The following is an 18,745-nucleotide window of genomic DNA, read 5'->3' as shown; positions in this document are numbered from 1 at the left end:
CACGAAACGGGCGATCCATGCCGGCCCGGGGAAACTTCGCAATGCCAGGTTTATCGGTTCATATCGCTATGGATTGCTAACATGGTTGCTCAAACCACGGCGAGGCCAATTCCCTGTAGCACCAGCCAGCCGGCCGCCGCCGTGCGCCGTGCGGTTCGCGCAGCGTCGGCGGCCATGCCTGCGGCGGCGCCAGGCCAGCCGGAGTCGTCGAATGCCGCGGCCGGCACGATCCAGGTGATCGGCAGCGGCTCGAGGATCGGCAGCGAGGGATCCACCGCCCGGGTGAGGCCCATCTGGCCGAGCTGCTGCCGCACGATCCGCGATTCCGTGAGCAGGTCGCCGACCGAAAATCCTACGTCGCGGATCAGCAGCGCGGTTCCGATTGGCAGCGGCTCCGGCAGCGACGGCACGTCGTTGGGCGGCGAAAAAGTGATCTGCAGGGGATAGGCATGGAGCACGCCGCGCAGGTTCGTGATCAGGTCGCCGACCGACGATGCGCCGTTGTCGTGCAGCCACTGGTCGAGCAGCGCACCGGTCATCAGATCGGGTTGCGCGAAAGCCGCGCGCAGATGCGTCAGCAAGCGCGTGCGCCGCTCGTTTTCGAGTGCGGTAGGATCGGCCGGCAGGGCGCCGAGCGCAGCCACGATCTCCGCGTCGATCTGGCCAGCATCGACAATGGTGCCGCGCGTGGCGCTTACATGTCCGGTAGGGGGTGTCGAGCGGGCGATGATCGAGCCGCGCCAGAATGCATCCACGCGAATCGAGCTTTCGCCGAGCCCGGAGAACACGAACTGCGAGTCGGTGCGCTCGCCCGTTGTCGAGCGTCCCCAGTATCCCTCGAGGGTGGCGACGCGCGGGACCGCGAGGCCGAGCTGAATGTCGTCGAAAACCGCGCTGTACGGTCCTTGAATTGGCATTGCGCTGGTGTCGTACGCTGTCGATGCGATCTGCGCGAGGCTGTCGCTGTCGAAAACACCACCGCGCGCCGCGGGATCAGCAAGCCTGATGAGGATCGTATCGACGAAGTTCACGCTGGCGCCCCTTCTTCGCTAGCCTGCAAACAATCGTGGCATCACGATGAAAACAGACAGCACGGTTTTGAATTGAAATTCAAAAGGCTTGGCCGTCCGTTGAGCGTAGACGATGGGTGAATCTTGTCAAGAATCGGCCCGATTATGGGTTGCTCGTTCTCCAATCGTGACGCGCCATACGCGCGAATCGGCCAGTGGAGTTTATTTAAGCATCTCACTATCGAATGTTTATTCACGTTTAAATGATTGAAAGCACTTTCACGCTTCTGGAAAACAAACTTTGGTATCCGAAGCGTGATAATAGAAAGTGAAGATCAGCTACTCGTCGAGCATCGAAAACGCTACGACGCAATGTAGCCAATATCCCGCGTGTACAATCGCGAGCATGCAAAACATTACCGAACAATTCACTCCACCCGTTGCCTGCGCGGTTTCGGATTTGCCGCCTCGGTCTGGTCGGCGTCGAAAGGCATCCCTGGGTAGTCACTGAGTGAAACTCTCTGCTCGTGTGGCTGCCGTGTTGGCGTGGCTTGTGTTCAGCTTCGCCGGAACCGTGTTCGTCGTGGAGCAATCCGTGGCCGATGTTCGGGCCCGCTTCCTTCAGGATTCGAGTATCGCCATCCGTCTGCTCGGCCAACGCGCGGCGCAGCACGAAGCCATTCTCGCGACGCTCGGCGCGGCGCCACTTTCGGCATCTCCCGCACAGGTGCTCGAGAACCTGCACGCGAGCATGCCGCAACTCACGGGCCTTGCGTTCTGGCGGCCCGCAAGCGGGTGGGTGGGCGCGAATGCATCGACACCCTCCGCGCCGCCGGCGCATGCTCATGCCGGGCAGGTTTCATTGACGTTCGACGGTGCGTCGGCGTATTGGTTGATCGGCAGTAGTGGATGGGCGGTGCGCGTCGATGCCCAACAGTTGCTTCAGGCGGGCGATTGGCCTGCTTCATTGTCGTCGGCCACGTTGCGGCTGCACTCACGCGCGTTCAACCTGCTGCAGCGCACGGCGGCGGATGCGCCATTCGGCTGGACACTTCACCTGGAAAAGCATTTGCCTGCTCGGCCCCAGGACTTTGTGCTGCTGACTACGCGGACGTTGCGCGCCGCTGATTTGCCGTGGCTGGCGATAGTGCTATGGAACACGGTTTGCGCGTTGATCGCTGCCGCTGCGCTTGGCACATGGCGCCTGCGGCAAGTACGTCGCCGCGAAACCGCGCGTGCAAGGCTCGACCGTTTCGACCGTCTCGACACGTTCGGCGAGATGGCGGCCGGTCTCGCGCATGAACTCAATCAGCCACTCACCGCGATCGTTTCACATGCGCGCGCCGCCGAGCGCCTGCTCGATGTGCCTGCCGAGCGCGACGACGTGCGCCGCGCATTACAGACGTGCGTTGCTCAGGCGAGGCGTGCCGCGGCGATTCTCGAACGCCTGCGTGGCGCTGTGACGTCCGCGCATGGCGGCAAGCGGTGCGCGCTCGATCCCGATGCCCTCATGAACACGCTGTTGTTTCTGTATCGTGACGAACTTGCGCGCGAGCACATCGCGCTCGTCTGGCGCAACGATGCGCCGCGCGAGCGTCCGTTCGCCGAGCAGGTTGCGATCGAGCAGATCCTGCACAACCTGATCCAGAACGCCCGCGCGGCACTCAAGGATTCGCCGCGCCAGGGGCAACGTGGCGAGATCCGCGTAAGCGGGGGCCGCGCGGGGCGGCACTATGGCTTCAGCGTTGCCGACAATGGACCGGGCGTGCCGGCCGAGGCTTTGCCGCATCTGTTCGAGCCATTCTTCACGACGCGGCCCGGCGGCCTGGGCCTTGGCCTGCCGCTGTGCGAGACGCTGGCGCAACGCCAGGACGGCTCGCTGGCGCTGCGCAATATGCCGGAGGGCGGCGTGGAGGCAACGCTGCTTTTGCCGCTCGCGCAAGCACCAGAAGGAGTGCGCCAATGAGCACGCATGAAAATACGCACGACAATGCGCGGGACGCCACGCCCGTGGTCGCCATCGTCGATGACGACGATGCCGTGCGCGATGGCCTCGCGCTGCTGCTGCGCACGGTTGGCCTGCGCACGCGCTGTTACGCGGATGCGAGCGCCTTTCTCGAGGCGCTCGACGATGTCGAGTTCGAGATCGCATGTGTACTGCTCGATATCCGCATGCCGGGGATGAGCGGTCTCGACCTGCTCGGTCTTCTCGGCGAGCGATGCGATTTTCCGGTGATCGTGCTCACGGGGCACGGCAGTGTGGATGCTTGCCGGCGTGCCTTCAAGCAAGGTGCACTCGATTTTCTGCGCAAGCCGGTCGACGACGACGAGTTGATCGACGCGGTCCAGCAGGCCGTGCGCGCACAGCGCGGCCAGCGTGAGCGCGATGACGCCGAACGCACGCGCGCCGCGCGTCTCGCGACCTTGAGCGTGCGCGAGCGCGAGGTGCTCGAGAACATCGTGCGCGGCTTGAGCAACAAGGAGATCGCGCGCGAATTGGGCTTGTCGCCGCGTACGGTGGAAACCTATCGTGCCAACGTGTTTCTCAAGCTGGAAGTCGACTCGCTCGTCGATCTCGTGCGCGACTACGCGGCGCTCGTTGGCATGCCGCCTCCGTAGCACTACGGAGGCGGCATCCGTAGACGGACGGGTTCTTTGAGAAGGGCACGCTTTCTACCATGACGGTCCTGGTTACTGTCATCGATAAGGAAGCGATTTACATGTTTAAAGTTTTTGCCCTGCCGTCCTCGGTTGCCTTGCTGATTTCCGGCGCCGCGTTTGCGGATACGAATGAAGCGCCGAAGCAAGATGCATCAATGAGCGATGCGGGCTATTACGCAACGGCGCGCGTCGTCGGGGCGTTCGACAACGCGGTCAATATGGAACTCACGAGCCCGCGCGTCACGAACCGCGTCGGCGGCCCGGACGTGCAATCGAGCGTGACCGGCGCGGTGGCGCTCGGCTACCAGTTCGGCAACGGTTGGCGTGCAGAAGGGGAATACACGTTCAAGCGCAGTGGCAATTTTGTGAGCTACTGGGCGCCGTTCAACGCCAACGCGAACGAATTTCACGTGTCCTCGCAGCGGCTGATGTTGAATGGCTATCGTGACTTCGATCTTGGCCACGGCTTCTCGGTATTCGGCTCGCTCGGGCTTGGCGTGGCGATTGTTTCGGCCGATGGCTGGCAAACCAACCCCAGCCGGCAATTCGCGTCGCGCACGCAAACGAATCTTGCCTGGGCGGGCGGCGCGGGCGTGAGCTACGCGATCAACAAGCGCTTTGCGGTCGACGTCGGTTATCGCTATGTCGACATGGGCAATATCGAAAGTGGCTACAACACGTTTGCTAACCGTGTGCTCGCACGCGACGAGCAACTCAAGGCCAAACTCAGCTCGAGCGAAGTCTTCATCGGTTTGCGCGGGCGGTTTTAAGCGTCAAAACCGGAACGCGTGAAAAGACGATTGCATCCGTGAAATTGTCGTGATAATTTTTCATGAAATTAAGCAGATGAAATTTCACGGATGCCGCCATGTTCGTCGAGTCGACCCGTCATGTGGAAAGTTATTACGCCCGCACGTTGCCCGGTGAGGCGCCTGAGCGCCCGGCCCTGGCGGGCGACTGCGATGCCGATGTCCTGATCGTCGGCGCTGGGTTCAGCGGGTTGCACACGGCATTGCGCCTGGCGCTCGCGGGCCGGCGCGTGGTTGTCGTGGAGGCGAGCCGCGTGGCATGGGCCGCGTCCGGTCGCAACGGCGGGCAGGCGCTGCTCGGCTGGTCGTGCGATATGGGGCCGCTCGAGCAGTCGCTGGGGCTCGAAGGCGCGCGCGAGCTATGGGACAGCATGCGCTGGGCGGCGCGCGAGGTGCGCGAACTGCCTGCACGCCACGGTTTCGACATCGACTACCGGCCCGGCAGCCTCTGGACCGCCGTGAAGCGCAACCGTATTGCGCTGCTGGAGGAGGCGCGCGACGAAGCCGCGCGCAAATGGTGCTACGACGCGCTGCGCGTCATCGCCGAGCAGGAGATGCCCGAATGGGTGGGCAGCCCGCGCTATCTCGCGGCGCTTTACGATCCCGAGGCCGGTCACCTCAATCCGCTCAAGCTGGCGCTGGGCATTGCCGCGGTCATCGAGCGCGCGGGCGGGCGCATCTTCGAGCAGACCCGCGTGCAGCAATGGCGCGAAACGCCAACCGGTTTCGTCGCGACCACACCCCAGGGCCAGATCCGCGCGGGCACGCTCGTGCTCGCCTGCAACGCGTATATCGACCGGCTCGACCGCGAGCTTGCGCGCCGTGTCCTGCCGGTCGGCACGTATCAGGTGGCGAGCGCGCCGCTCGATCCGCAACTCGCGCATACGCTTTTGCCGCGCAATAGCTGCGTAATCGACAACCAGTTCGTTCCCGACTACTTCCGGCTGAGCCCCGACCACCGGCTGCTGTTCGGTGGCGCGTGCACCTATCTCGGCGGCATTCCCAAGGATATTCGCGCGGCGATCCGGCCGAGCCTCGAACGCGTTTATCCGCAATTGCGTGGCGTCGAACTCGAATACGCGTGGGGCGGCCATATCGACATCAGCATCCGGCGCACGCCGGACGTCGGGCACGCGCGCGGGCGCTACTGGCTCCAGGGCTTCTCGGGACATGGCGTGCTGCCTACGCTGGCCGCGGCGCGCGCCGTGTCCGACGCGATCCTCGGCGACACGCGCTTGCTCTCGCTCTACGAGGCCATTCATAATCCGCGTTTCCCGGGCGGCGACGCGCTGGCCGCGCCGCTCGAAGCGCTCGGCAAGTTCTGGTATCGCATGCGCGACGTGGTTTGACTGAGGTATCCGGCATGGACAAGGAAGAAGAGATAGAAGGCCTCGCGATCCTCATTCGCGATCTGCGCAAGCACAAGAAGGTGACGCTGGCCGATCTCGCGCAACGGATTGGCCGCTCGGTGGGGTTTCTCTCGCAGGTCGAGCGCGGCATGTCGCGGCCTACGGTCGCCGATCTCACCGCCATCGGCGAGGCGCTGCAAACGCCTACCACGTACTTCTATAGCGTGAGCAAGCCGCGCGCGCTGCCGTGGGTCACGCGGCCCGGCGAGCGGCGCACGCTCTATTACGGCGGCGGGATCACCGATGTGCTGGTGTCGCCGAGCATGTCGTCGGGTTTTTCGATGCTGGAGAGCCTGCTGGAGCCAGGCGCCACGAGCGGCGAACGCCCCGTGGACGACAGCGACGAGCAGGGTGGCTTCGTGCTCGAAGGCGAACTCACCATCTGGCTCGATGGGGAGGACGAAGAAGTCACGCTCAAAGCCGGCGACAGCTTTCAACTGCCGGCGCGCTGCCGCTTCAGTTATGCGAATCGCTCGGACAAGGACGCACGCGTGCTTTGGGTGTTCACCTGAGGCCTGATTCGATGTCTGCCTCGATGTCTGCTTGATACGAAGCTACGGAAGACACGCGCCTTGCCGGCGCGCGTGTTTTCATGACGATTTGGAGTCCGGATTAAATAGCAGGTCCACCATTTCTCGCTAAAGAGGAACTCGACGTGAGCACCACCGCAACTGACCTCCTGAGCGAAGTACGCGCGTTTCGTGCGGCTCATCCCAACGTGCAATACGTCGACCTGATCTGCCTCGACATCCCTGGGCATTTCTACGGCAAGCGTTACCCTATCGCCATGCTCGAAAAAGTGGCGGCCGGCTCGCTGCTCAAGCTGCCCCAAAACTGCATCCTGCTTGGTGCGCAAGGCGGAGTGTATCCGATCGGCGAATATTGCTTCCACGACGGCGATCCCGATGTGCCGCGCCGTCTGGTGCCCGGCACGCTCAAATTGGCGCGCTGGGAGCAGCAGCCGCTCGCGCAAATGCTGATTACCTCGGACGGCACCGCGACGCCCATCGGCTTCGAGCCGCGCCAGGTGCTTGCGCGCGTGCTCGATCGTTTTGCAAGGCGCGGCCTGAAGCCCGTGGTCGCGTTCGAGCTGGAGTTCTATCTGTTCGACGCGAAGCTAAACGAAGGCCTGCCCCGGCACGCACGCGATCCGCTATGCGATGACGAAGACAACCAGCCGAACATGCATATCGAACGCCTTTCGCGTTTCGCGCCCGTGCTGCACGAGATGGTGGAGACTGCGCGCGAGCAGGGTGTGGACGCAACGGTCATTACCGCCGAGCTCGGGCCGGGGCAGTTCGAAATCAACTTCGGTCATTGCGACGACGCGTTGCGCGCGGCGGACTGGTCAGCGCTCTTTTGCCGGAGCACCCGCGGGGTGGCGCTGCGGCACGGCTATCGCGCGAGCTTCATGTCGAAGCCATTTCTCGACGCGCCCGGCAGCGGCATGCACGTGCACGTGAGCCTTTACGACGAGTCCGGCCGCAATGTGCTCGCTGCGCGGGAGCAGCGAGCGTTGCGTCATGCGGTAGCGGGCTGCCTTGCGCTGCTGCCGCATTGCATGCCGGTTTTTGCGCCCAATCACAACGCGTTCCGGCGCTACGGCGCGATGGTCAATGCGGCGAGCCGGGCGAGTTGGGGTTTCGAAGACCGCGATGCCTGCATCCGCATTCCCGAGTCTGACGAAGCGAATCTGCGCATCGAGCACCGGCTCGCGGGCGCAGATGCCAACCCGTATCTCGTGCTCGCGGCCATCCTCGCGGGCATCGAACATGGCCTGGAAGCGGGCCGCGAACCGATTGCATCGCTCAATCAAGACCGCACGAGCGGTGTCGATTTTCCATGCGACATGCTTTCGGCTGTGGCCGCCATGCGCGGGCATGCCGGGGTGCGCGAGGGGCTCGGCGACGATTTCACCATGGTTTATTGTGAAAATAAACGCCAGGATCACCTCGATTTTATGAATTCGATTGGTGCGCGGGAATACCGCTGGTTTTTGTAAAATAACGCAAAATAGTGACAAAATCGGCGAGAAAATCGCATGCAGGATTCATTCCCGGGAGTCGTCCGGCCTGTATGCCCCGTGTGCTTTGCGTTTCGATATGCAACGTAATTTGCCTGTTTGGCCCGTGTGAGGTAGGGTATGCAGGTTTTCTCAACTCAACACAGGTAGCAGATGAACAAACAGGAACTCATTGACGCAGTCGCCGCAAGCACGGGCGAGACCAAGGCAGCCACCGGAGCCGCAATCGACGCGATCCTCGAAGTGGTCACCAAGGCGGTCACGTCGGGCGATTCCGTGCAACTCGTCGGCTTCGGTTCGTTCTCGACCGGCCAGCGTGCTGCCCGCGTGGGTCGCAACCCGGCAACGGGTGCGGAAATCCAGATCGCAGCGGCGAAGACGGTGAAGTTCACGGCCGGCAAGGCATTCAAGGACGCCGTCAACGCGTAGTGATGCAGGCCGCCGCCGCGTGCGCGGCACAACCGTAAAGGTGGCGGGCAGCGAGTTGCTGTTCCCGCCGTCTTGCTGGTCGTGCGGCAGGTTGCGGTGGCGAAGCGCATCATAAGCCGGGAGCAGGGCGCATCACGCCTTGCTCCCGGTAGTTCTTTTTTCGGCGTTTTTTTGGCGCCAACCGCCAGAGTGTCAATCTGGTTATTTCAGTTCATTACAGCGTTTTCGCTTCCCGCTTTAGCGTGAAGGTGTCACGCTCGCGTTGAATTCATACGCCGTCATTGGCTACCGGGCTATCCAGGCTCGCGTCACCTGCATCATCCGCGCCAGTGCGCTGCAACTCGTTACGCCGCCGTTTGGCCTCATACATGGCTGCGTCCGCGGCACGCAACATCGCTTCCACGCTTTCGCCTTCCTCGCAGCTTTGCCAGCCCAGCGAAAAACTCAATCGCGGTCCGCCGTAGAACTGGTTGTTCAATTCAACAAGTTTCGTGATGCTCTCTGCAACCACTTCGGCGTCGCGCGGGCCGCTGCCGGCCATCAGCACCACGAATTCGTCGCCGCCGATGCGCGCGGCGTGATGAGGCTTTTGAATCGCTTTCGTCAGCACCTCGCCTGCGCGGCGTAGCAACGCGTCGCCGGCGGCGTGGCCCAACTGGTCATTGACAGCCTTCAGGTTGTCCATGTCCACCACGATCGCGCTGACCGGGAACGGCCCCTTGCGTTGCAGGCGGTTCATTTCGTCCACGTAGAACGAGCGGTTTTTCAGTTTCGTGAGCACGTCGTGCTTGCCGAGGAATTCAAGGTAGGCTTCGGCCTTCTTGCGCGCGGTGATGTCGGTGAGCGCGAGCAGCACGAGATCCCAGGATTCTTCGTGGCCGGGAAACACCGAGAATTGCAGATGCACGTTGAGCGCGCTGCCATCGAGTGCGTAATTGACGACTTCGCGCTGCTGGAAAAGACGGCCTTCCCATAGATCGAGAAGTTGCTCGCGAAAATGCGGGCGCATTTCGTCGCGGAACACATCGGGCAGGCGCGAGAGCAGCGTGTCCTTGTCGGGCGCGCGATACATGCCGAGCGTGTAGTGATTGACGTCGATCACCTGGATTTCGCTCATGCAGCGCTCGACGAATTCGGGGTGCACGTCGGTAAACGTCCTGAAATCGACGATGCCTTGCATGCGCACTTCGTCCAGCAGTTGGCGAATTGCCGTGAAATTCTCGACCCACAGCGATACGGGCGCGTGCTCGAAAATGCCGTGCGCGTATTGCTCGCTCATGGCTGCGCGATGGCGTGCATCCTCTAGTGCGGAGACGTCTTCGATCGAGACGAGCACGCGGCTCCAGTCGCTTTCGTGGCCAGGCAGAATCACGCCGCGCAGCAGGATGTCCATGCGCCGGCCGCCGAGCGTGTAGTTCACGCTCTTGCTCCGGAACGTCGTGTGGCCTTGCCACATCTGTTCGAGTTCGCCCACGTGCGCCTGGAACATGTCGTCGCGCAGTACGTCGGCGAGACGCGCAGTGAGTTCCTCATGACTGCGTGCGCCGTAAAGCGCGAGCGTGTGCTGGTTCACCTTCAGCACGCGGATACAGGCCGAGCACTCGGCTACGCGGCGCGGGTCTTCTTCGAGCCACGCGCGCAGATTCGTGACACCCGCCTCGCGCCACCGGTCGAACAGGGCGCGCAACTGGCTATAGTCTTCGAGCCAAAGCGAAGTGGGTGTGACGTCGAAGAAGTCGAGCAGGTCGACGCCCATGGTGGCAAAACTGGTGGCGGTTGCCTGGGTGCCTTGTTGCATGTTTCGTGCGGTGAAATGGGGATGGCGGGCGCGCGGGCGGCGCGGCAGATAACCCGCATCCTACCCGAATACCGGGCGCATGAAACTGCGTTCGTAGCTGATTATGCAACGCGTATCGGTTGCGTATTGAAAGGCGGCCTGGCAGGCGGGGTCGCTTTGCGATTGCGTCCGGTAGGTCTCGTATGCGGCGAGACTCGGAAACGAAAACAGGGCGAGCGCAATATTATTGGCGCCTTCGGAGGGCAGGAAATAGCCGTGATGCTGGCCGCCGAATTTTTCGACGAGCGGGATCCACATCTTTGCGTAGGCTTCGAATTCGGCCAGGCGGTAGGGGTCGATTACGTAGCGCAGGGAGCAGGTGATCATGGCCTGAATGATGGGTCAAAGGATGAGTGGAGGAACGAGTGTAGCGGAGCACTGGCAAGTGCGAGAGGCTGCGCTTGCCGTGCATGTGAAGTTACACCACGGCTTCGCCTGCAGCCAGTTCGAACCCTTCGTCCAGCCATCCGGTGACGCCGCCGGTCATGATCTTGACGGGGCGCCCGAGCTTGGCGAGCCGGATTGCACCACGTGTTGCTCCGTTGCAATGCGGGCCCGCACAGTAGGTCACGAAGAGCGTGTCCAGCGGATAGCCTTCGAGTTTCGAAGCGACGATCTTGCCATGCGGCAGGCTTACCGCCCCGGGCACGTGGCCGCGCGCAAAATGCGCGGGGCCACGAACGTCAAGCAGGACGAAGTCCGCTGAGGAGGCGCCGCGGGACAACGCGGCGTGCACGTCGGCGCAATCGGTTTCGAAGGTGAGTGATGCGCTGAAATGGGCGAGCGCCTCGGCGCTCGGTGCAGCAGGGACTTCGGATACGGATGACATGTCTGCTTCCTTGTCTTGGTGTTGGTGCCTTTATTTTCTCGCCCTACACTGTGGCTCCGACAGTGGCGCAATTGACAATTTCCAGTAACATCGCGCCATGTCTGATTCCACCTCTCACCTCGTTGTCGCACTCGCTTACGACCGCCTTTGCACTTTCGAATTCGGTTGTGTGACGGAGTTTTTCGCACTCGAGCGGCCGGAGCTCGACGTTGCCTGGTATCGCTTCGCCGTGTGTGCTGCCGAGAGCGGTCCGCTGCGCGCGGCGGGCGGCATTACCGTGTCCGCACCGTATACGCTGGCGATGCTCGATCGCGCGCAGACGATCGTGATACCGGGTTGGCGCGATGCCGATGAGCGTCCCCCCGAAGCGCTGCTCAGGAAACTGCGCGCCGCGCATGCACGCGGGGTGCGGCTATGCTCGATCTGTTCGGGCGTGTTCGTGCTTGCCGCAGCGGGTGTGCTCGACGGCAAACGGGTGACCACGCATTGGCGTTACGCCGAACGGTTGCAACAGCGCTATCCGAAGCTGCTTGTCGAACCGGATGCGCTTTATATCGACGAAGGGCAGGTGTTGACCTCGGCGGGATCGGCGGCAGGCATCGACATGCTGCTGCATTTAGTGCGCCGCGATCACGGCGCAGTGGTGGCCAATCGCGTGGCCCAACGGCTGGTCGTGCCACCTCATCGCGAGGGCGGCCAGGCGCAGTTCGTGCCGCGCCCGATGCCACGCAATGAAAGCAGTCCGCTCGCCAAGCTGATGGATTGGGTGCGCGCGAATCCGCGCCTCGACCATAGCGTGGCTTCGCTTGCAGCGCGTGCCGCGATGAGTACGCGCACGCTGCAGCGGCAGTTTCTCGATGCAACGGGAATGGGCCCTTACGCGTGGGTGGTGCGCGAGCGCGTGAGCCTCGCGCGCGATCTGCTCGAATCGCGGCCGGACTTGCCGATGGACCGCGTGGCGGATCTGGCGGGCTTCGGCTCCGAGGAGTCACTGCGGCGGCATTTTCGGCGCATCACGCTTACGAGCCCCACCGCGTATCGCGATCAATTCGCGCATGGCGAACAGGGCAAGCGGCCGCGCGCAACCGGCACAAAGCGACGCGCTTCCCTGCTCGGATAATCCATCGACTAGCGCATCAGTACTCCAGAGCAATTTTCCCGAAGTGGCCACCTTCCTGCTGCAGCCGGAAGGCATCGGCGATCGCCTCCAGCGGGAACGAACGGTCGATCACGGGTTTGATGCCGGTCGCGTCGATGGCGCGCACAAGGTCGATCTGATGCTGCCGGTTCCCTACGATCAACCCTACCAGGCGCTGCTGTCGACGCATCATCGTGCCGGTGGGCACCGGGCCCGCGATACCGGTCAGTACGCCGATCAACGCAATATGCCCGCCCACGCGCGTAGCCAGAATGGACTGTTCGAGCGTTCCAGGTCCACCTACCTCGACCACGTGATCGACGCCGCGCCCGTTGGTGAATTCCAGCACTTTGCACGCCCATTGCGGCTCGCTGCGATAGTTGATCGTGTGGTCCGCACCGAGTCGCCGCGCGCGTTCGAGCTTCTCGTCGGATGACGACGTGGCGATCACGGTCGCGCCCATCGCTTTGGCGATTTGCAGCGCGAAGATCGACACGCCGCCCGTGCCCAGCACCAGCACCGTCTCGCCAGCCTTGAGCACGCCGTTCACAACCAGCGCACGCCAGGCGGTCAGTCCCGCCGTCGTGAGCGTGGCCGCTTCGGCGTGGCTGTAGCCGCGTGGGCTATGCGTGAAGGCCGTGGCCGGCGCGACCACGGCTTCCCGCGCGTAGCCATCCACGCCGTCGCCGGGTGTAGTGGCGAAGTTGTCAAGCGTGGGCTCGCCGTCGAGCCATGACGGGAAAAACGTGGACACCACGTGATCGCCCACGGCGAATTCGTTCACGCCAGGACCCACGGCTTCGACTACGCCCGCGCCGTCTGACATGGGAATGCGCCCGTCGGCGGCGCCCATCTTCCCGAGCACGACGCCCAGGTCATGGTAGTTCAGCGAACTGGCATGCAGGCGCACGCGAATCTCCCCAGCTTGCGGCTCGCCTGGCGGGGCGAGATCCACGAGCTTGAGATTGTCGAGCCCGGCGGGCGCGATCAGCTGGATGGCTTTCATGACGATCTCCTGTACACGCCGCAGCGCGGCGTCGTGGGTGTTGGCGAGCTTGCCGTTGCAGGCAACAGACGAAGCATAGACGCGTGCGCGCAATCGAACCTGTGGGAATGCACGCCCGAAAGCCGTTGTTGCCGGGAGCACCTGGGAGTCGCCGCAATAGTTTACGTTTGACTAAATGATTAGCTATTGACAAATAAATTATGCAACTCCTATGATGCGCTCACGGTAGCCACAAGAGCGCGTGTCGTCGCAGCAATCATCCGCCCCCGAATTTGGGCTGCCGCTACTGGAGCTTTCATCGAGTCATTCCGAAGGCGCGTCAGACGCCACTAAACGGAGATCCGCGTGGCGCGGGTTTCCATAAAATCTGGAGACAGGCACATGCCGCAATCGATCATTACGGACCGCGCATCCGACCCCACGCTCGCGCCGTCCGCCGTCGCTTCGCCGACCAGCGACGACCTGCTGTACCGAAAAGTCTCGTGGCGCGTCATTCCGTTTTTGTTCGTCTGTTACGTCGTATCGTTTCTCGACCGCATCAACATCGGCTTCGCGCAGTTGCAGATGAAGCACGACCTCGGCTTCAGCGACGCCATGTACGGCCTCGGCGCGGCCATTTTCTACGTGGGGTACGTGCTGTGTGAGGTGCCGAGTAACTTGCTGCTCGCACGCTTTGGTGCGCGCCGCACGTTCATGCGCATCATGCTGCTGTGGGGCGTCGCCTCGACCTGCATGATGTTCGTGCATACGCCCACGCACTTTTACGCACTGCGTTTCCTGCTTGGCGTGTTCGAGGCGGGTTTCTTCCCTGGCATCGTGCTGTACCTGACCTACTGGTTCCCGCAGCGCCGCCGTGCTGCGGTGTTCTCGATCTTCTTCGCCGGTGTCGCGGTGGCGGGCGTGCTGGGTGGACTCGTCTCGGGGTGGATCATGCGCGACATGGGTGGCGTCCTGGGTCTGGAGGGCTGGCGCTGGATGTTCGCGATCGAGGGGTTGCCCGCTGTGCTGCTGGGCCTCATGGCGGCGTTCTGGCTTGTCGACGGTCCGGAGCAGGCACGCTGGCTCAGTGATGCGGAAAAGGCTCACCTGCTCGCGCAGCGCGATGGAGCGACTCTGGATCAACCCGCGGGCAAGCACGTAAAGACGTCGTCACATTCGTTCGGCGCGGCGTTGCGCAATCCGCGTGTCTATCTATTCGCGTTCATCTATTTTTCGCTGACCTGCGCATCGCTCACGCTCAACTTCTGGATGCCGCTGATGATTCGCGACTTCGGTGTGCATGACCTGCTGGCGATCAGCCTCTATACCGTGATTCCGAACGCGGTAGGCGCGGTGGGACTCATGCTGATCGCGCGCCGTTCTGACCGGCGCGGCGAGCGTCGCTGGCATTTCGCGGCATGCACCATCGGCGGCGGCGTGGCGCTTTCGCTGCTCACGCTGCACCTGGCGAGCTTTGCCGCGATGATGGCGATTCTCTCGCTGGCTGCCGTGCTGATCTTCGCCGCGCTGCCGATTTTCTGGGCCGTGCCGTCGGCCTACCTTACGGGCAAGACAGCGGCTGCCGGCATCGCGCTCATCAGCAGCATCGGCATTACGAGCGGAATCGTGAGTCCGTGGGCGATCGGGCTCATCAAGGTGCATACGGGCAGCATGGACAACGCGCTATATGTCCTCACCGCGCTGCTGGTGGCGAGTGGCGTGGCGTTGCTGATGGGCGTGCCCGCCGCGCAAAAGATGCGTTGAGCGTGAACGGACGGCGCGTCGAGAAGTGTCGCGCGCCGTTTTGTTCAGACGTCCAGTTCTTCGATGGAGTCCACCCTGTCGTGGTAGAAGGCGAGGTGGTCCTTGATTGACGCGACGGCGTCGTGCGGCGACTCGTAGGTCCACACGGCGTTGATCGAGCGCTCGCCACCCGGCACGATTGAGTAGTAACTGCAGTTGCCTTTGTAGGGGCAATACGTGGCATGGTCCGTGCGCGCGAGCAGCGACATGTCGGCGTCTTCACGGGGCACGTAGAGCACGGCGGGGTAGTTCGCTTCGCGCAGCATCAACGCTTGTCGCGTATCGGCGATGGTTTTGCCCGCGACTTTCACGACTACGCGCAATGGGCAAGGCTCGATCGTGATGGGATGCTCCGGGCCAGGAATTTTCACGGTTTTCGTGTGCATGGCGGCACTCCTTGCGGGCATGAATCGGGGGCCGGAGCCAGGTGATGCGGTTCGGCCGATGCCTTGCAGTGTAGGGCGAAAACCGGTTTTGCCGCCTGGGCTGCTTGTTTGTGCGAAGCGTGTGCGAAGCGTGCCGAAGTGCCTCGGATAATATCGGTGATAGTGATATTCCTTGTTTATGCCTGTAAGAGATATTGCCAAAATATCGTCTACAGGCATATACTCGTTTTATGCTTTTCAGGAATATCCCATGAAGATCATCGTCCATACGCCGACGGGACTCGCCGAGATCCTCCAGTCGGCCAGAAAGGCGTGCGGCATGACCCAGGCGCAGGCAGCCGCCTCGCTCGGCATCGGGCAGCCGCGCCTGTCGGCGCTTGAAACTACCGGCACAGCGAGCATCTCGCTCAATCAGATGCTTGCGCTGTTCTCGCTCTACGAACTCGAACTGTGCGTGCAGTCGCGCGAGCACGGCGAGTTGTACGAGGCGCGCGAAGACCGGCCGGAGTGGTAGCCGATGGGGCGCAAATCGCACTCCCGCACACTCTCGATCTGGGCCAACGGCGAGCGTGTCGGCACCTGGACGGTGCCGCCATTGGGCGAAACCGAACTGCGCTATGACCCCGCCTGGAAGGCCTCGGCGGCGGGGCGGCCACTTTCGCTTTCGTTGCCGTTCGGCTTGGGCGAGCGGCCGTTGCGCGGCGCGCGCGTCTATAACTACTTTGACAATCTGCTGCCCGACAGCACGCAGATTCGCCGGCGCATCGCGGCGCGCTTTAGCACCGAGTCACTTGGCGCGTTCGACCTCCTCAAGGCGGTCGGCCGCGACTGCGTGGGCGCAGTGCAATTGCTTGAAGAGGACGAGATACCGCAGCGCATCGAACGCATCGAAGGCACGCCGCTCGACGATGCAGCCATCGAACGACTCCTGCTGGAAACCTCAGGTGCGCTGCCGGGTGGCACGGGCGACCCCGACGAAGAACTGCGCATTTCGCTCGCGGGTGCGCAGGAAAAGACCGCGCTGCTCTATCACGAAGGGCGCTGGCATTTGCCGCACGGCGCCACGCCCACGACGCACATCCTCAAGCTGCCGCTTGGCCTGATCGGTCATCGCAAGGTGGATTTTCATACCTCGGTGGAGAACGAGTGGCTGTGTCTCGCCTTGCTCAAGGCCTATGGGCTGCCTGTGTCGAACGCGCAGATCGTCACGTTTGGCGCGCAGAAAGTGCTAGCGGTCGAGCGCTTCGACCGCGCGGTGTCACGCAGCGGCATGCTGTTGCGCTTGCCGCAGGAGGATTTTTGCCAGGCGCTTGGTGTGCCGCCGCACTTCAAGTACGAATCCCAGGGCGGCCCGGGCATACGTGAGATTGCGGACCTCTTGCGCCAGTCTCAAACCGCGCGCGAAGACATCGAAACCTTTCTCACCGCGCAGATTGCCTTCTGGATGCTGGCCGCGCCCGACGGCCATGCGAAGAACTTCAGTCTGCGCCTCTTGCCGGGCGGGCGCTTTCAGCTTGCGCCGCTCTACGACGTCATGTCGATCTGGCCCGTGGCCGGCGACGGCGGCAATCAGTGGTCGTGGCACAAGGCCACGCTGGCGATGGCGGTGTGGGGCAAGGGGCGGCACTACCGCATGCGCGACGTGAAGCGTAGCCATTTCGACACCACCGCGCAGTTATGTCACTACGGTGCCGACGCTACATCGATCGTCGAGCGTTTTGTCGCGCGCACGCCAGCAGTCATCGACGAGGTGGCCGCCACGCTGCCGGAAGGATTTCCGGAGCGTGTGGCGACGAAATTGTTCGACGGACTGCGCTTCTCCGCGCAACGGCTCGCGTCTTAGCCGCTCGCATCGGCTTGCACGCGAGCGGCGAGCGGAGCGATCAGCGGATGGAAGAGGGATGCTTGGCGAGCGGTGTGACATGCATCGTCATGTATGGGAAGAGCGGCAGCCCGGCAAGCAGCGTGTGCAGCTCGTCGTTCGACTCCACGTCGAAGATGCTGTAGTTCGCGTATTCGCCCACGACGCGATACAACGCTTGCCATTTGCCCTGGCGTTGCAGGTCCTGCGAGTAGGCCTTTTCACGTGCCTTGATTTCATCGGCCTGCACGGCGGGCATATCGGCAGGAATGTGTACATCCATACGCACCAGAAAAAGCATGTTCTATCCTCGATGAACTTAAATAATCAGGAAGACGAATCACTAGCGAACGACTAGCTACGACGATAGTGAGCGAGCTTGTCTTCGTCGATTGCAATGCCCAGCCCGGGGCCTTGCGGCAGATGCAGGCAGAAGTCGCGATACACAGGCCGCTCGACCACGATATCGTCCTTCACGAGCAGCGGCCCGAACAATTCCGTGCCCCACGCAAGCCTTGGCAGCGTCGCGAAGCAATGCGCCGCCGCGAGCGTGCCCACACTGCCTTCGAGCATGGTGCCGCCATACAGCGCCATACCGCCCGCGTCGCCCACAGCAGCCGTGCGCAGCGTGCCGTAGAGGCCGCCCGATTTCATGATCTTCAGCGCGAACACATCGGCGCATGCGCCGCGCACGAGGTCGAGCGCATCTTCGGGGCCCATCAATGTTTCGTCGGCCATGATCGGGACCACAAAGCGAGCAGCAAGCCGCGCGAGCGCTGCGCGCTGTTCGCGCGGCACCGGCTGCTCGATCAGGTCGATGCCGGCCGCTTCGAGCATGGCGATGCCGGTTGCCGCCTCGGCTTCGTTCCAGGCCTGGTTGATGTCCACGGTCACGCGCGCCCGGTCGCCCAACGCGCGCTTGATGGCCGAGACATGCGCCACGTCTTCGCGCACGCTGCGCCGGCCGATCTTGAGCTTGAAGGTGTCGTGGCGGCGCTCGCCGAGCCAGCGCTCCGCTTCCTCGATATCGCGCTGCGTGTCGCCGCTCGCGAGTGTCCACAGCGTGGGCAGGGCGGTGCGCACCGCGCCGCCGAGCAGCGTGGAGACCGGGACGCCAAGGCGCTTGCCTTGAGCATCGAGCAGCGCCGTTTCCAGCGCGCACTTCGCGAAGCGGTTGCCGCGCGCGACTTTGTCGAGCCGCGCCATGGCCGCGTGAACATTGGTTGCGTCCACACCTTTGAGCGCGGGCGCGAGATAGGTGTCGATGGTGAGCTTGATGCCTTCGGGGCTTTCGTCGCCATACGAAAGGCCGCCGATCGTGGTGGCCTCGCCGATGCCTTCGACGCCATCGCTGCAGCGCAATCGGACGATCACGAGCGTCTGCTGCTGCATGGTCGCCATCGCGAGCTGGTGGGCGCGAATGGTTGGCAGATCCACAAGGATCGCTTCAATGGAGCTGATGGTTGCGTTCATACCTGGCAGATTGGATCAAGTGAGTTGAGCCGAGTATGCAGGTCACGCGGGCGGCGTGTCCAACACCGAAAATGTCTGAATCGATACTTGCC

General features: G+C 63.0%; 19 protein-coding genes. 11 read left to right on the top strand and 8 right to left on the bottom strand.

Annotated elements, in window-relative coordinates:
• Window positions 1-89: 89 nt before the first annotated feature.
• Window positions 90-1,031: a hypothetical protein gene (locus HV773_RS31275; RefSeq protein WP_175197855.1), complete on the bottom strand. Its 942-nt coding sequence runs from the start codon at window positions 1,029-1,031 to the stop codon at window positions 90-92.
• 490 nt (window positions 1,032-1,521) lie between these two features.
• Here HV773_RS31275 and HV773_RS31270 point away from each other — a divergent pair, with 490 nt between their 5' ends.
• From HV773_RS31270 to HV773_RS31240, 7 genes are all read left to right on the top strand, one after another.
• Window positions 1,522-2,976: a sensor histidine kinase gene (locus tag HV773_RS31270; RefSeq protein ID WP_175197854.1), complete on the top strand. Its 1,455-nt coding sequence runs from the start codon at window positions 1,522-1,524 to the stop codon at window positions 2,974-2,976.
• Window positions 2,973-3,629 carry a response regulator transcription factor gene (locus HV773_RS31265; RefSeq protein WP_175197853.1) on the top strand — a complete coding sequence of 219 codons (657 nt, stop codon included), beginning with the start codon at window positions 2,973-2,975 and terminating at the stop codon, window positions 3,627-3,629. Before HV773_RS31270 ends, HV773_RS31265 begins: the two co-directional genes overlap by 4 nt.
• Before the next feature lie 101 nt (window positions 3,630-3,730).
• On the top strand, window positions 3,731-4,441 hold the full coding sequence (locus HV773_RS31260; RefSeq protein WP_175197852.1) for an outer membrane protein: 711 nt from the start codon (window positions 3,731-3,733) through the stop codon (window positions 4,439-4,441).
• 98 nt (window positions 4,442-4,539) lie between these two features.
• Window positions 4,540-5,829, top strand: coding sequence for an NAD(P)/FAD-dependent oxidoreductase (locus HV773_RS31255; protein ID WP_175197851.1), 1,290 nt, complete (start codon window positions 4,540-4,542; stop codon window positions 5,827-5,829).
• A gap of 14 nt (window positions 5,830-5,843) precedes the next feature.
• Window positions 5,844-6,401 carry a helix-turn-helix domain-containing protein gene (locus HV773_RS31250; RefSeq protein ID WP_175197850.1) on the top strand — a complete coding sequence of 186 codons (558 nt, stop codon included), beginning with the start codon at window positions 5,844-5,846 and terminating at the stop codon, window positions 6,399-6,401.
• Window positions 6,402-6,544: 143 nt separating this feature from the next.
• Window positions 6,545-7,891, top strand: coding sequence for a glutamine synthetase family protein (locus HV773_RS31245; protein ID WP_175197849.1), 1,347 nt, complete (start codon window positions 6,545-6,547; stop codon window positions 7,889-7,891).
• A gap of 174 nt (window positions 7,892-8,065) precedes the next feature.
• A complete protein-coding gene (locus HV773_RS31240; protein ID WP_175197848.1) occupies window positions 8,066-8,341 on the top strand; it encodes an HU family DNA-binding protein in 276 nt (91 codons plus the stop codon).
• 268 nt (window positions 8,342-8,609) lie between these two features.
• On the opposite strand, the gene HV773_RS31235 is transcribed toward HV773_RS31240, so the two are convergent.
• The 3 genes from HV773_RS31235 to HV773_RS31225 form a co-directional block, all read right to left on the bottom strand.
• Entirely contained in the window at window positions 8,610-10,139 is a 1,530-nt protein-coding gene (locus HV773_RS31235) for a sensor domain-containing diguanylate cyclase (RefSeq protein ID WP_377730527.1), read from the bottom strand.
• Between the two features lie 60 nt (window positions 10,140-10,199).
• The gene (locus HV773_RS31230) at window positions 10,200-10,505 is read right to left on the bottom strand and encodes an NIPSNAP family protein (RefSeq protein WP_175197847.1); all 306 of its coding nucleotides are present in this window, start codon (window positions 10,503-10,505) and stop codon (window positions 10,200-10,202) included.
• A 91-nt stretch (window positions 10,506-10,596) separates the two neighbouring features.
• Window positions 10,597-11,007 (bottom strand): rhodanese-like domain-containing protein, encoded by a 411-nt coding sequence (locus HV773_RS31225; protein ID WP_175197846.1) that lies wholly within the window; start codon window positions 11,005-11,007, stop codon window positions 10,597-10,599.
• 97 nt (window positions 11,008-11,104) lie between these two features.
• Between HV773_RS31225 and ftrA the strand changes: the two genes are divergently transcribed.
• Window positions 11,105-12,127, top strand: coding sequence for a transcriptional regulator FtrA (gene ftrA / locus HV773_RS31220; protein WP_175197845.1), 1,023 nt, complete (start codon window positions 11,105-11,107; stop codon window positions 12,125-12,127).
• A 16-nt stretch (window positions 12,128-12,143) separates the two neighbouring features.
• On the opposite strand, the gene HV773_RS31215 is transcribed toward ftrA, so the two are convergent.
• Window positions 12,144-13,151, bottom strand: a complete 1,008-nt coding sequence (locus tag HV773_RS31215) for a zinc-dependent alcohol dehydrogenase family protein (RefSeq protein ID WP_175197844.1) — start codon at window positions 13,149-13,151, stop codon at window positions 12,144-12,146.
• Window positions 13,152-13,532: 381 nt separating this feature from the next.
• Between HV773_RS31215 and HV773_RS31210 the strand changes: the two genes are divergently transcribed.
• On the top strand, window positions 13,533-14,894 hold the full coding sequence (locus HV773_RS31210) for an MFS transporter (protein ID WP_175197843.1): 1,362 nt from the start codon (window positions 13,533-13,535) through the stop codon (window positions 14,892-14,894).
• Window positions 14,895-14,938: 44 nt separating this feature from the next.
• Here HV773_RS31210 and HV773_RS31205 read toward each other — a convergent pair whose 3' ends face one another.
• Window positions 14,939-15,319, bottom strand: coding sequence for a DUF427 domain-containing protein (locus tag HV773_RS31205; RefSeq protein ID WP_175197842.1), 381 nt, complete (start codon window positions 15,317-15,319; stop codon window positions 14,939-14,941).
• Between the two features lie 250 nt (window positions 15,320-15,569).
• Between HV773_RS31205 and HV773_RS31200 the strand changes: the two genes are divergently transcribed.
• Window positions 15,570-15,833, top strand: a complete 264-nt coding sequence (locus HV773_RS31200; RefSeq protein ID WP_175197841.1) for a helix-turn-helix domain-containing protein — start codon at window positions 15,570-15,572, stop codon at window positions 15,831-15,833.
• A gap of 3 nt (window positions 15,834-15,836) precedes the next feature.
• The gene (locus HV773_RS31195; protein ID WP_175197840.1) at window positions 15,837-17,162 is read left to right on the top strand and encodes a type II toxin-antitoxin system HipA family toxin; all 1,326 of its coding nucleotides are present in this window, start codon (window positions 15,837-15,839) and stop codon (window positions 17,160-17,162) included.
• Window positions 17,163-17,202: 40 nt separating this feature from the next.
• Here HV773_RS31195 and catC read toward each other — a convergent pair whose 3' ends face one another.
• Entirely contained in the window at window positions 17,203-17,481 is a 279-nt protein-coding gene (gene catC, locus HV773_RS31190) for a muconolactone Delta-isomerase (protein WP_175197839.1), read from the bottom strand.
• Window positions 17,482-17,534: 53 nt separating this feature from the next.
• On the bottom strand, window positions 17,535-18,653 hold the full coding sequence (locus HV773_RS31185) for a muconate/chloromuconate family cycloisomerase (protein ID WP_175197838.1): 1,119 nt from the start codon (window positions 18,651-18,653) through the stop codon (window positions 17,535-17,537).
• Window positions 18,654-18,745: the final 92 nt, after the last annotated feature.

The sequence above is a fragment of the Paraburkholderia caffeinitolerans genome (assembly GCF_902859945.1).
In the GTDB taxonomy this organism is placed as follows: Bacteria; Pseudomonadota; Gammaproteobacteria; order Burkholderiales; family Burkholderiaceae; genus Paraburkholderia; species Paraburkholderia caffeinitolerans.
The sequence above is the reverse complement of the archived record's forward strand: the minus strand, read 5'-3'. Positions and strand labels throughout refer to the sequence as shown.